Source organism: Actinomadura rugatobispora, assembly GCF_042656285.1.
In the GTDB taxonomy this organism is placed as follows: Bacteria; Actinomycetota; Actinomycetes; order Streptosporangiales; family Streptosporangiaceae; genus Spirillospora; species Spirillospora rugatobispora.
In genome coordinates, this window is the sequence record NZ_JBHSON010000052.1 from 1 (window position 1) to 13235 (window position 13235).

Consider the following 13235-nt stretch of genomic DNA (forward strand, 5'->3'; position numbering starts at 1 on the left):
CCCAACCCCCCGCGCATCCCCCCGCGCACCCCAACCCGCCGCGCATCCCCCGCGCACCCCAACCCGCCGCGCATCCCCCGCGCATCCCAGCCCCCGCGCATCCCAGCCCCCGCGCATCCCAACTTCCGCGCATCCCAACTTCCGCGCATCCCCGCGCGCATCCAAACCGGCCCCGTATCCCACCCCGCCGCGTATCCATGCCACCGCGTATCCATGCCGCCGGATTCCTGGCCGCCGGCAGCAGCCTGGCCAGAGCGGGGGCGGCCAACCCCGGCCATCACCCTCAACTCCCTTGGTCCTCGCCAAGACGATCATTTCGGCGGAGTTCCACGGCTGCCCGGACGTACTTCGCCCCCCTCACCTCGGCTCACGCCCTGATCACGCAGGAGCGCGGACCGGTCTCCCCTGGCGGTCGCGCGAACCGCCCGAGCGCGTGCGCGGCGCGTGCGGCCGCGCACAGGGCCGCGCGCCGCACGGTCGCAGAACCACCAGTGCCAAGCACCAGCACTCAGACCGAAGTCGCCTCGACCGAAACTCTACGCACCTACATCGCTACGCAAAGTTATCCACAGAACGGGATTCCACTGTTGGCCGCGTCGCCCCTCCGGCAGCTTCGTAGGCGGAGGTGATGAGGTCCATGAACTCCAACCAAAGCCTCGGTGCGCGGGGTGAGAGTGCCGCCGCCGACTACCTCGCCCGCCTGGGCTGGACGGTCCTGGAGCGCAACTGGCGCTGCCGCGACGGCGAGCTCGACATCGTGGCGCACGACGGGACGCGGCATGTCGTCTGCGAGGTGAAGACCCGAAGTTCCACCGACTACGGCGACCCCCTGGAGGCGATCACGCCGGAGAAGGCCGTCCGTTTACGGCGGCTGGCCTGGCGGTGGGCCGCCGAGAACGGCGTGTCCGGGGCCAATGTCGGCGTCGATGTGCTCGGCCTGGTGATCGACCGGGACGGCTTCACGATCCAGCACCTGCGGGAGGTGTGCTGAATGGCCCTCGCCAGAACGCGTTCGGTCTCACTGGTCGGCGTAGAGGGCTTCGTGGTGGACGTCGAGGCCGCGATCACCAGCGGTGTGCCGGGCCTGCATCTGGTCGGCCTGCCGGACGCCGCGCTCAACGAGGCCCGCGACCGGGTCCGGGCCGCGGTCTACAACTCCGGCGAGGACTGGCCCAACCGCCATGTCACCGTCTCCCTCTTCCCGGCAAGCCTCCCCAAACGGGGTTCGATCTTCGACACGGCCATCGCGGTGGCGCTGATGGCGGCCGCGGAGGCGGTCCCGCCGACTTCCTGCGCGGGTCTGGTGGTGATCGGCGAACTGGGCCTGGACGGGCGGCTGCGGGCCATTCCGGGCGTGCTGCCCGCCGTCCTGGCGGCGGCCAACACGGGCTGCCGCAAGGTCGTCGTCCCCCATGCCAACAGCGCGGAAGCAAGACTGGTCCCCGATATGGAGGTGATCTCGGCCGGGACGCTGCGCGGTCTGCTCTGCCTTCTGCGCGACGAGCCGCCGCCGGTCGAGGAGCCCGTAGAGGAGCTCATGACGCCGCGCCGGTCGGCCGACGGCCTGGTGCTGCGCAACCAGGGCCACCGTGGCGATCTCGACCTGGCTGATGTGCGAGGCCAGGCCGAGGCACGTCACGCCTTGGAGATCAGCGCGGCGGGAGGGCACCACCTCTTCTTCAGCGGCCCTCCCGGCTGCGGGAAGACGATGCTCGCCGAGCGCCTGCCGACACTACTCCCGCCGCTGGACCGGGACGCGGCCCTGGAGGTCACGACCATCCATTCCGTGGCCGGCACGCTGCCCTTGGGGCAGCCGCTGATCGTCCAGGCGCCCTTCTACGCGCCGCATCACACCGCGTCCACGCCCGCGATGGTCGGCGGCGGTTCCGGACGGATGCTCCAGCCCGGAGCGGTCTCGCTCGCCCACCGCGGCATCCTGTTCCTGGACGAGGCGCCCGAGTTCCAGCGCGGGGTTCTCGACGCGCTCCGCCAGCCCCTGGAGGAAGGCGAGGTCCGGATCTCCCGCACCGAGGGAACGGCCAGCTTTCCCGCTCGCTTCACCCTCGTCCTGGCCGCGAATCCGTGTCCGTGCGCGGCCGCCAAAACGATCAACTGTTCCTGTGCCCCGAACATCCGGCGCAGATATCTCAGCCGGATCTCCGGTCCCCTGCTCGACCGGATCGACCTCAAACTGGAGCTCACACCCGCCACCCGCGCCGAGCTCCGCTACGACCTGGAGTTCGCCGAGAGCAGCGACGTGGTCGCCGAGCGCGTGCTGCTGGCCCGCGAACGCACCCTCAAACGCCTGGCGGACACGCCTTGGCGGTCCAACTCCGAGATCCCGGGGCCCGAGCTGCGCCGCAGGTACACGCCCCGGCCGGAGGCGATGATGGCCGCCGACGAGGCGCTCCAGAACGGCTCGCTCAGCGCCCGCGGCCTGGACCGGATCCTGCGGGTCGCCTGGACGATCTCCGACCTGGCAGGACGCGACGAACCCGGCGAGGACGACATCGGCGGCGCCCTCGCCCTGTGGACCGGGAGGAGACCATGACCGGCGACGACGAGCGTGCGGCGCGCGCGGCCCTGTGCGGGATCGCCGAGCCGGGCGACACATTCCTCAACCAGATCATCGATCACGTGGGCGCGTCCGCCGCGCTCGAGGCGATCCGCACCGGCCGGCTCCCCGCCGATCTGACCGCCACCGAAGGTGAGATACGGCGCCTGGAGCACTGGCGGATCCGGTTGCGGGCCAACGCGCCCGAGGAGGATATGGCCGTGTGTCAGGAGATGGGCATCCGCTTGGTGTGCCCCGGCGACCCCGAATGGCCCACCACTCTCGACGATCTCCAGGCGGCCCGCCCTTACGCGTTGTGGCTGCGCGGCCCGGCCGACCTTCGCCACCACTGCCTGCGCTCGGTGGCCATGGTGGGATCCCGCGCGGCATCGGGGTACGGGCTGCGCGTGGCCGCCGAGATGGCCTCCGAACTGAGCGAACGCGACTGGACCGTGGTCTCCGGCGGCGCCCTCGGCATCGATGCGGCCGCCCACCGCGGCGCCTTGGCCGCCGACGGCATGACCGTGGCGGTGTTCGCGAACGGCGTGGACGTCCCCTACCCCGGAGGCAATGACGGCCTCTTCGCCGAAATGGCCCGGCGCGCCCTCCTGATCAGCGAGTCACCGCCGGGCACCCCGCCGCACCGGCTCCGCTTCCTCGTCCGGAACAGGGTGATCGCCGCGCTGTCGCGGGGCACGGTGATCGTCGAGGCCGAGCAGCGCAGCGGGGCGCTCAACACCGCCGCCTGGGCCCGCAAGCTCGGCCGCTCCCTGATGGTGGTGCCGGGCCAGGTGGACTCCCGCTCGTCCGCGGGATGCCTCCGTCTGCTCCGAGAAGACCCGGACTCGACACTGGTCACCTGCTCCGACGAGGTCATCGAAATGGTGGGGCGGATAGGCGCCGATCTGGCACAGCGTCCCTCGGCCCCGGTGTTACCGCGCGACCGCCTCGACCGGCTCACCCGGGGCGTCCTGGAGGCCTTCCCGGCACGCGGAGCGGCGGGCCCGGCGCAGCTCGCCGCCAAGGCCGGAATGGACCTTCCCACGGTGAACGGGAAGCTGGGGCTGCTGTCGGCGGGAGGCTTCATCGAGCGCACCCCCGAGGGCTGGCGCCTCACCCGCGCGGCGAAATCCCGGGACTACTGATCGGAGGGCAGCTCGAAGTCGCTCTTGGCCAGTTCCTCGACATTGACGTCCTTGAAGGTGACGACACGGACGTTCTTGACGAAACGGGCTGGCCGGTACATGTCCCAGACCCAGGCGTCCTGCATCGTGACCTCGAAGAAGACCTCGCCGTTCTCGGTGTCGCGCACCTGCAGGTCGACCGAGTTGGTGAGGTAGAAGCGCCGCTCGGTCTCGACCACATAGGTGAACAGGCCGACGACGTCCCGGTACTCGCGATAGAGCTGCAGCTCCATCTCGGTCTCGTACTTCTCGAGATCCTCGGCGCTCACGCTCGTGCCCCTTCCGTCCGGCCGTCGCCGGGGACCTCTTCCACGAGGTCGCCCCCGGTTTCCTCCCCCAAGGCCACCTCCCCATTCTTACGCAAGGCCCGCCCCACATTGACAAAGGAGAACCGATGCTCAGGACACGGACCGTGTTCGGCCAGCGCCGCCGAATGTTCCCGCGTCACATAGCCCTTGTGCACATCGAAGCCGTACTGCGGATAGCGCCCATTGAGCTCCACCATGATCCTGTCTCGGGTCACCTTCGCCACGATGGACGCGGCGGCCACGCACGCGGCCACCTGATCCCCCTTGATCACCGCCAGGGCCGGCACCCCGACCCCCGGCACCCTGAACCCGTCGCTCAGCACGTACGCGGGCCGCCGCTCCAGCGCAGCCAGCGCCCGCCGCATCCCGGTGACATTGCAGCGATGCACACCGATCCGGTCGATGTCATGGCACGGGACGACGATGGCGCTCCACGCCTCCGCCCGCTGGACGATCTGCTCGTACAGCACCTCCCGCCGCGCAGGCGTGAGCAACTTGGAATCGGCCAACCCTTCGATTCTGCCGCGCCGTCCACCGCGCAAAATCACCGCCGCCACCACCAACGGCCCCGCACAGGCCCCGCGCCCCGCCTCGTCGACACCCGCGACCGGGCTCAATCCGGCATGCTCCAAGACGCGCTCATAGGCGTGCAAACCTGCGTCTCGTCGCGGCGTGTAACGGAGTGGACGACCCTTCATGCTCCGCAGCGTACGTCGCCGAAGCCCCTCAAGGCGCCCCGAATCCCCCCTTCGGGCACCCCACCATGCCACCACCGAAAGAATCACCAGCCCACACCCGGCCCCATCCCACGAAGTAACCCGCCTCACAAGCCAACGCCCCCACCCGATCAACACCCCTGCCCCCGCCCCCGCTCCTCCACACACGAGCAACACCACCCCATGCCCCGCCCAGCGCGCCCCCACCAACCCGCGCCGCCCGGCCCCACCCGCACACACGACACCATCCGCAGCCACACCACCACCGCAGCAAGAAGCCCGCGCCCAGCCCGCGACTCAACGCCTTACCCCGTGCCCCCCAAAAGGACCCTCGCACCAGACCACTCAAGGGCAAGTGCGATCAACCCCAGCACACGCACATGCCACACCAGCCACCGCCACTTGCAAGCAGCCCCCCGGCCCGCGCCAGCAAGCACGCCCCACCACCCGCAGGCACGACACCGTCCCAGCCACACCACCGCCCCGGGAGGAAACTCGCGCCCAACCCCCTATTCAGGCATACCAACGTCGCCGCCCTTGCGCTGCCTCGCACACCAGCGACCACGCTCGCTCCCGTCGCGGACATCCATGCGGCCACCACCCGCACGTGTCACATCAGCGGTGACCGCGCCGCCACCAGCTCCAGCGCGCCAGACCGCTCAAAGGCCCGCGCGAGTGCCGAGCAACCCACCACCTGCATTGCCACACCAGCCGCAGAGCGCCGCGTCCAGCAGCACGATGCGTTGGGCGGCGCTGACGACGCCCGGCGCGCCCGTTGCGGTGGTGCCCACCTTGGTCGCGGCGGCCGCGTTCGAGCCCGCCGTCGGCAGCCATGCCGCGTCCCTGACCGATTGGAGACCCCTCGATCCGCAGCGGCGGGCAATACAACGTGATCCAGAGGGAGGTCGCCGCCCCATCCGCAGCGCCCGGTTTGCACCCGCTCTCCAACCCCACACGGCCCCGCGCACCAGCAACCGGGTCAAACTGCATGCGTATGTGCCCGTCAAGCCCTCGCCCGCACATGCCAGACGGCCGCAGCGCATCGCCGCCCGGGAGGGGAATCCGAGCCCAGGCCGGCATTCAAACCCATACGGATGCCGCTGCCTCTCGCACGGGGCGTGGATACCAGCGACCGCTCGCACTCGTCGCGGATATCCATCCAGCGCTAGTCGGCGGCGGGCCCCTCCGGGGGAACGGCCGGTTGCGACGGCGCCCGTCGAGATCCCTGCTGCTCCTCGGTACATGGCGTCGTCCAGGCCGGGGACGCCCTGCGTCCCCGGCCGGCACGTCCCAGCTCTTCCGCGTGCGCGCCCCGACCGGGCGCGGGCGCGGACGCAGCGCCCTGACCAACCGGGGGGATGCGCAGCCCACCCGCGCCACCTGACTTGACCATGATCTTGGTGACACGTGACCGGTGGATGTTTGATCAGCAAGAAGACCTCCGGGCGGTAGCGGAGTTACACGCTTCACCGACGACCTGGGGTCTTGATGGGTCACGCTAACGCCCGGCTGACGTTCCGCGGCAGATGCCTGCTGGTTCGCCGTGTCGTGCTGAAGGGACGCGCACGTGGCGGCCGAGCTGGGGGTCTCGCGCCAGTACGCGCACCGGCGGATGGGCCGGTTCCGCCACCAGGGCTGGGACGGGCTGGCCGATCGGCGCAGCGGACCCCGTTTCTGCCCGTCGCGGACCCCGGCCCAGGTCGACGAGCGGGTGCCGGCGGTCCGACGCGAGCTGCGTGCCGGGCCCGACCGCACGCCCGCGCGACCGGGGCCAGCCCGCACGGTCACCAGGACCCTGCACCGCCACGGCGTCCCCGCCCTGGCGGCCTGCGACCCGGGCACCGGGCAGCAGATCCGCGCCTCGCGCATGAGCCCGCAACGCTATGAGCACGCGGCGCCGGGCGAGATGATCCATCTGGACGTCAAACTGCGGACCAGTGCCGACCGGCACCCTGGACGCTACGGCTGCAGACCGTGCACCTGGCCTCGATTGAACAAGTCAAGAGCCTGGCCCACGCGCCTCATCGCAGTTGTGTCCCCCCGCTGTCCGCCGGTGCGGCTCCAGCCTGTCGAACGCGGCCAGGAGGATCCGGTGCCCACATGGCAGGGCCGAGCGCTTCAACCGCACCCTCGCGCTCGCCGGGCAGGACCCGTATCGGTGCTGCCAGCCATCGCACGGGTGGCTGGAGAGCCTTCACTCGGCGTTCCGCTCCGGATGATCGTTCCAGTGCGCTGTGGCGGGGGCGCTGCTGGTGCGGGCCGGCGGCATCGCACGGGTGGCTGGGGAGCCTTCACTCGGCGTTCCGCTCCGGACGATCTTTCCTATGCGCTGTGGCGGGGGTGCTGCTGGTGTTGTTTCGGCGGCTTGGAGGAGCCGGGCATCGCACGGCAGCGACCGGTCGTACCTCGCCGGCGTGGGTGCTCACCTACAGATCACTTGGTTCAGCAAGATCACTTTTCGCACCTGGAGATGCGCCCCGCATATCGGTGGCTAGCGGACCGGCTTTTGTGAGGAGAGCCTTGTGCTGGGTTCCGATTGCTTGGAGCCGTGCCGCTTACCTCGGACGGGGTCTTGCGGCAGTGATTGCTCGGGCTCGATGGTGTGGGCGGCCAGCGGGAACCGCTGCGTCCTAGCGGTTGCGGAGGCGGCGGGTCAGGTAGGTGATGGGGACGGCGCCTATCAGGCCCAGGGCCATGGGGGTGGCTGGGAGGGCTACGGAGGCGGCGCTCATGGCCGGTTGTTCGAAGGTCTTGGGGATGGGGAGCGTGTCGATGCGGTTGAGCGGCCAGACGATGACGAAGGCTCGGCCGATCACGCGGCTGGTGGGGATGGTGCCGCCGCCCGGGTCGCCGCGGTGGGAACGGGAGTCGTACGAGAGCTCGCGGTGGTCGCCCATCACCCAGAGCTGGCCGTCCTTGACGGTGACCTCGAACGGGTCGTTGGACGGCTTGTTCTGCTCCTGGGTCACCGGGTCGGTGTAGAGGTAGGAGCTCTCGTTGAGGGGGACGCCGTTCACCGTGACGCGGCCCTGGGCGTCGCAGCACTTCACCTGGTCGCCGGGGATGCCGATGACCCGCTTGATGTAGTCCTTCTCGTTGGGCGCGACACCGAAGGCGCCGCCGATGGCGCGGAGCACCTTGGAGACGGGGTTGCTCGGCTCCTGGACCTGCGTCTCCGGGTCCCAGGAGTCGAGGCCGTTGAAGACGACGATGTCACCGCGCTTGATGTCCCGGGTGTGGTAGACGATCTTGTTGACCAGCACCCGGTCGCCGATCTGCAGGGTGTTCTCCATCGACCCCGACGGGATGTAGAACGCCTGGACGGCGAAGGCCTTGATGACAAGGGCGAGCACCAGAGCGACCCCGATCAGGATCGGGAGCTCCTTCCAGAAGGACCCCTGTTTCTTCTTCTTGCCATCGGAGGAGTCGCGCTCCTGGTCGGAGGTCACGGTCTGCTCTTCGTCGGGCACCGCGCCCTCGGCCTCGGATCGCACGTTTCTCCGATCGTCCTCATCGTCCATCAGAACGAAAGCCTATCGGCGTGGAAGCCCCGGCACCGCGTCCGCGGCCCGTGTCGTCCCCTGTCGAGTCGGGCTTCGTACGTACAACCCCGCCTCAAACGGGCAACGCCCCGGCGACCGCAGAGGGTTCCCGGGGCGTTGGAGGCCGAAACTCAGAAGTCGCGCTTCTCCTTGATGCGGGCCGCCTTGCCCCGCAGGTTGCGCAGGTAGTAGAGCTTGGCGCGGCGCACGTCACCGCGGGTCACGACCTCGATCTTGTCGATCGAGGGGCTGTTGAGCGGGAAGGTCCGCTCGACGCCGACGCTGTAGCTGACCTTGCGGACGGTGAAGGTCTCGCGGGCGCCGCCGCCCTGCCGCCGGATCACCACGCCCTGGAAGACCTGGATCCGGCTCCGGTTGCCCTCGGTGACGCGGACGTGCACCTTGAGCGTGTCGCCCGGACGGAAGTCCGGGACGTCGGCGCGCATCGCGGCCTTCTCGATCTCCTGGATCAGGGTGTGCATCGCAGCGGTTCCTCGCAGGTCGAACGCGGACGTCGAGAGGCCCCGTCAGGATGGTGCGGGGGGCGTCGCGCCGCGCGAAATGGATCTTCTTCGAAGTCTGGGCACCGCACAGCAGCGCGCACGGTGACGCTCTAGTGTGCCATAGGTTCGCCGTCGACCGGAAAACCGGCCTCTTCCAGCACCCGCCGATCATGCTTGTCGAGCAGGGCCGGATCCAGCCGGACGAGCAGCTCGGGGCGGTTGCGCGCGGTACGGCGCAGGGCCTCGTCGCGGCGCCAGCGGGCGATGGCCCCGTGGTTGCCGGACAGCAGGACGTCCGGAACGGCGCGTTCACGCCACATCGGGGGCTTGGTGTAGACGGGGCCCTCGATGAGGGACTCCATCGCGCCGGGGGCGAACGAGTCGTCGGCCACCGAGTCGGCGTTGCCCAGGACGCCGGGCAGCAGCCGTCCGACGGCCTCCACGATCACCAGGACGGCGACCTCTCCGCCGGCGAGCACGAAGTCGCCGAGGCTGACCTCGTCGACTCGCATCCGGGTCCGGGCGTCCTCGACCACGCGGGTGTCGATGCCCTCGTACCGGCCGCAGGCGAACACCAGCCACTCTTCGGCGGCGAGTTCGGCCGCCATCGCCTGGGTGAACGGGCGCCCGCTCGGCGTCGGCACGAGGAGGCGGGGCGTGCGGGGCGCGTCCGGGGGCGCGACGGTGTCGAGGGCCTCGCCCCAGGGTTCGGGTTTCATGACCATGCCCGGTCCGCCGCCGTACGGGGTGTCGTCGACCGTGCGGTGCCGGTCGTGCGTCCATTCCCGCAGGTCGTGCACGTGGACGTCGAGCAGGCCGGCCCGGCGGGCCTTGCCGAGCAGGGAGACGTCCAGCGGGGCGAAGTAGTCCGGGAAGATCGTGACGATGTCGAGTCTCATAGGTCCAGGCCGGGCGGGGGGTCGATCACCAGGCGGCCGCCGGGGACGTCCACCTCGGGGACCAGCGCGGCCACGAACGGCACCAGCGCCTCGCCCCCGCCGGAACGGCCGATCACCAGCAGGTCCTGCCCGGTGTGCAGGATCTCGGCGACCTCGCCGATCTCCTCCCCCGCGACGGTGACGACCCGGAGCCCGACCAGCTCCTGGTCGTGGAACTCGTCGGGATCGTCGGAGTCGATGATGTCCTCGGGGTCGACGACCAGCCAGGCGCCGCGCAGTTCCTCCGCGGCGTCGCGGTCGCCGACCCCGGCGAAGCGCACGAGCAGGCGGCCCGAATGCCGGCGGGCACGCTCGATGGTCAGCGGACCGGCGGCCTCCGGGTCGGTGGCGAGCACGGCGCCCGCCGCGAACCGGAGATCCGGGTCGTCGGTGCGGACGTCGACGGTGAGCTCACCACGGACGCCGTGCGGCCGTCCGATCCGGCCGATCACGAGCCGATCGGACGGCCCGCGGGAGGTCATGATCAGCGGACCTCGTTGACGTCGAGCAGGTCGACGCGCACGTACCGGCCCCCGGACAGGGCGCTGATGACCGTGCGCAGGGCCTTGGCGGTACGCCCGCTTCGGCCGATGACCTTGCCGAGGTCCTCGGGGTGCACGCGCACCTCCAGGACCCGGCCGCCCCTGATCCGGCGGGCGCGCACCCGGACGTCGTCCGGGTGCTCGACGATCCCGCGCACCAGGTGCTCGAGCGCTTCTTCGAGCACGTCAGCCCTCGCTCTTGACTTCGGTGTTCTCGTCGGCCTTGGCGGCGCCGTCCTCGCCCTTGGCCTTCTTCGGCTCGGCCTTCTTCTTGGCCTTGGTGGCGGTGGCGGGGGTCTCGACGTCGCCCATGGACTCCTTGACCGCCGACTCGAAGGCGGCCTTCTTGTCGGCCTTGGGCTCGGCCACCTTGAGCGTGCCCTCGGCTCCGGGCTCGCCCTTGAACTTCTGCCAGTCGCCGGTGATCTTCAGCAGGCTGAGGACCGGCTCGGTCGGCTGCGCTCCGACGCCCAGCCAGTACTGGGCGCGCTCGGAGTTCACCTCGATGCGCGAGGGCTCTTCCTTGGGGTGGTAGAGCCCGATCTCCTCGATGGCCCGACCGTCACGCTTGGTGCGGGCATCGGCGACGACGATCCGGTACTGCGGGTTCCGGATCTTCCCCAGACGCTTGAGCTTGATCTTGACTGCCACGGGTGTGGTGTTCTCCAGACTGAATACAGGTGAGCGGGCCTTACCAGGTGGGGACACCGGCGATCGGCCACTCGATGGACTCCGGACACTCAGGACGAGAGAGGGCGCCTGGCGACTCCGGGTTTCCAGCGTGCCATTCTGCCAGACGATCGCGAGAAAAGCGCAATCGCCCCGTGACACGCGCCGCTTCCGCGCGTCGCCGCCCGCGGAGCCGTCCCGCGGAACCTGACGGAACACCACCGCAGGCCCACCAACCACACCAGACACCGCCATGACGGCTCTGACTCGGACATCTGACTACAACCTGACGAGCACTCCCGGTTCCGGCGCCCAGCCGTGCGCGTGACACTCACCCACTGATGTGTCCGGAGCCGGACTTGAGGCCGCCGGTTAGGCGGCCCAGGACGGCACCGCCGGGCGCCGGCCGCCGCCCGGCGGTGCCGATCCCGGCTTCCGGTTCGGGGTGGGGTGCCGGGCCGGTCCGGGTCGCCGGGCTGGACTCGACGTTGCGGGGCCGGGGCGCAGCTCCGGCCCCGGGTGCCGGGCCGACGTGGGGCGCCGACACCGGGGCGGAGTGCGGTGCTGGTGCGGGACGCGGTGCTGGTCCGGACTCGGCGTTGCCGGGGTTACTTCTTTTTGCGGCTTTGGAGCTTGTTCAGGTCGGGCATCTGGAAGCCGGGCGGGAGTTGGCCTCCCAGGCCCGGGGGGAGTTGGCCGCCGAGGCCGGGGGGCAGGCCCTGCGGGGCGCCGTCGACGGCGGGCTGCTGCGGCTCCAGGTCGGCACCGTCCCGCTGGGCGGCGCGCTTGCGGGGGTCGCCGCTGCGCTGCTTGCCCTTCTTGTTCTTGGCCTTGGCCGCCTTCGCGGCCTTGCGGCGGCCCGGCATGCCGGGGATGCCCATGCCGCCGGCCATCTGCCGGACCATCTTCTGGGCGTCGAAGAAGCGGGTGACCAGGCTGCTGACCTCGCCGACGGTCACGCCGGAGCCCTTGGCGATACGGGCCCGGCGGGAGCCGTTGATGACCTTGGGGTTGCTCCGCTCCTGCGGGGTCATCGAGCGGATGATGGCCGCGACCCGGTCCAGGTCCTTGTCGTCGATCTGGCTGACCTGGTCGCGGACCTGCCCCATGCCGGGCATCATGCCGAGCAGGTTCCCGATCGGCCCGAGCTTGCGGATCATCATCATCTGCTCGAGGAAGTCCTCGAGGGTGAAGTCCTCGCCCGAGGCGAACTTGGTGGTCATCCGCTCGGCCTGAGCGGTGTCGAACGCCTGCTCGGCCTGCTCGATCAGGGTGAGGATGTCACCCATGTCGAGGATGCGCCCGGCCATCCGGTCCGGGTGGAAGACGCTGAAGTCCTCGAGCTTCTCACCGGTGGAGGCGAACATGATCGGCCGGCCGGTGATGTGCCGCACCGACAGCGCGGCGCCGCCGCGGGCGTCGCCGTCCAGCTTGGTCAGGACGACCCCGTCGAACCCGACGCCGCCCAGGAACGCCTCGGCGGTGGTGACCGCGTCCTGGCCGATCATCGCGTCGACCACGAACAGGATCTCGTCCGGCTTGACCGCGTCGCGGATGTCGGCGGCCTGCTGCATCATCTCGGCGTCCACGCCGAGGCGGCCGGCGGTGTCGATGACGACCACGTCGTGCTGGGCGTGCCTGGCCTGCTCGATGGAGCGGCGCGCGACGTCGACCGGGTCGCCCACGCCGCTGCCCGGCTCGGGCGCGAACACGGGCACCGTGGCGCGCTCCCCGACCACCTGGAGCTGCTGGACGGCGTTGGGCCGCTGCAGGTCGGCGGCGACCAGGAGGGGCGCGTGGCCCTCGGACTTGAGCCACCGGGCCAGCTTCCCGGCCAGCGTGGTCTTGCCCGCGCCCTGCAGACCGGCCAGCATGATCACGGTGGGCGGGTTCTTGGCGAAGCGGATCCGGCGGGTCTCGCCGCCGAGGATGTTGATGAGCTCCTCGTTGACGATCTTGACGACCTGCTGGGCGGGGTTCAGCGCCTGGGACACCTCCGCGCCCCGGGCCCGCTCCTTGACCTGCGCGATGAAGTCCTTCACCACGGGCAGGGCCACGTCGGCCTCGAGCAGCGCGACACGGATCTCGCGGGCCGTCGCGTTGATGTCGGCCTCGGAGAGCCGGCCCTTGCTGCGCAGCGACGAGAAGACCGTCGTCAACCGGTCGGAGAGCGTCTCGAACACGTGTCTGGACCCGTCCTTGGAAGCTTCTGGGATCAACTCTCAGGGTATCGGTTCGGCGGGCAGGTCCCACCCTGGACGAGTTCACGGTGGTTCTCC

Annotated in this window: 13 protein-coding genes; 4 read left to right on the plus strand and 9 right to left on the minus strand. The window is 70.4% G+C overall.

All coding sequences use genetic code 11. The features are described from left to right. Nucleotides 1-637 precede the first annotated feature (637 nt). From ACFPZN_RS31950 to dprA, 3 genes are read left to right on the plus strand one after another with little or no spacing between them, the layout of a single operon-like run. Nucleotides 638-991 (plus strand): YraN family protein, encoded by a 354-nt coding sequence (locus ACFPZN_RS31950; protein ID WP_378286002.1) that lies wholly within the window; start codon nt 638-640, stop codon nt 989-991. Beyond that, a complete protein-coding gene (locus ACFPZN_RS31955) occupies nt 992-2551 on the plus strand; it encodes a YifB family Mg chelatase-like AAA ATPase (RefSeq protein ID WP_378286003.1) in 1560 nt (519 codons plus the stop codon). Beyond that, nucleotides 2548-3699 carry a DNA-processing protein DprA gene (dprA, locus tag ACFPZN_RS31960; RefSeq protein ID WP_378286004.1) on the plus strand — a complete coding sequence of 384 codons (1152 nt, stop codon included), beginning with the start codon at nt 2548-2550 and terminating at the stop codon, nt 3697-3699. The genes ACFPZN_RS31955 and dprA overlap by 4 nt, the downstream gene beginning before the upstream one ends. Here dprA and ACFPZN_RS31965 read toward each other — a convergent pair. Next, nucleotides 3693-4007 (minus strand): DUF2469 domain-containing protein, encoded by a 315-nt coding sequence (locus ACFPZN_RS31965; RefSeq protein WP_378286005.1) that lies wholly within the window; start codon nt 4005-4007, stop codon nt 3693-3695. The two genes, dprA and ACFPZN_RS31965, sit on opposite strands and share 7 nt — an antisense overlap. Then, nucleotides 4004-4744 (minus strand): ribonuclease HII, encoded by a 741-nt coding sequence (locus ACFPZN_RS31970; protein WP_378286006.1) that lies wholly within the window; start codon nt 4742-4744, stop codon nt 4004-4006. The genes ACFPZN_RS31965 and ACFPZN_RS31970 overlap by 4 nt, the downstream gene beginning before the upstream one ends. Nucleotides 4745-6329: 1585 nt before the next feature. On the opposite strand from ACFPZN_RS31970, the gene ACFPZN_RS31975 reads away from it, so the two are divergent. Further along, nucleotides 6330-7274 (plus strand): helix-turn-helix domain-containing protein, encoded by a 945-nt coding sequence (locus ACFPZN_RS31975; protein WP_378286007.1) that lies wholly within the window; start codon nt 6330-6332, stop codon nt 7272-7274. A gap of 118 nt (nt 7275-7392) precedes the next feature. On the opposite strand, the gene lepB is transcribed toward ACFPZN_RS31975, so the two are convergent. From lepB to ffh, 7 genes are all read right to left on the minus strand, one after another. Then, entirely contained in the window at nt 7393-8283 is an 891-nt protein-coding gene (gene lepB, locus ACFPZN_RS31980; RefSeq protein WP_378286008.1) for a signal peptidase I, read from the minus strand. Between the two features lie 152 nt (nt 8284-8435). Continuing rightward, nucleotides 8436-8786, minus strand: coding sequence for a 50S ribosomal protein L19 (gene rplS, locus ACFPZN_RS31985; protein WP_067461562.1), 351 nt, complete (start codon nt 8784-8786; stop codon nt 8436-8438). A gap of 131 nt (nt 8787-8917) precedes the next feature. Then, entirely contained in the window at nt 8918-9706 is a 789-nt protein-coding gene (gene trmD, locus ACFPZN_RS31990; RefSeq protein ID WP_378286009.1) for a tRNA (guanosine(37)-N1)-methyltransferase TrmD, read from the minus strand. Then, entirely contained in the window at nt 9703-10227 is a 525-nt protein-coding gene (gene rimM / locus ACFPZN_RS31995; protein ID WP_378286010.1) for a ribosome maturation factor RimM, read from the minus strand. Before rimM ends, trmD begins: the two co-directional genes overlap by 4 nt. 2 nt (nt 10228-10229) lie before the next feature. Further along, complete coding sequence (locus ACFPZN_RS32000; protein WP_151568089.1) at nt 10230-10472, minus strand: RNA-binding protein; 243 nt, start codon at nt 10470-10472, stop codon at nt 10230-10232. A gap of 1 nt (nt 10473) precedes the next feature. Continuing rightward, nucleotides 10474-10938: a 30S ribosomal protein S16 gene (gene rpsP / locus ACFPZN_RS32005; RefSeq protein ID WP_378286011.1), complete on the minus strand. Its 465-nt coding sequence runs from the start codon at nt 10936-10938 to the stop codon at nt 10474-10476. A gap of 626 nt (nt 10939-11564) precedes the next feature. Next, nucleotides 11565-13139 carry a signal recognition particle protein gene (ffh, locus tag ACFPZN_RS32010; protein WP_378286012.1) on the minus strand — a complete coding sequence of 525 codons (1575 nt, stop codon included), beginning with the start codon at nt 13137-13139 and terminating at the stop codon, nt 11565-11567. Nucleotides 13140-13235 lie beyond the last annotated feature (96 nt).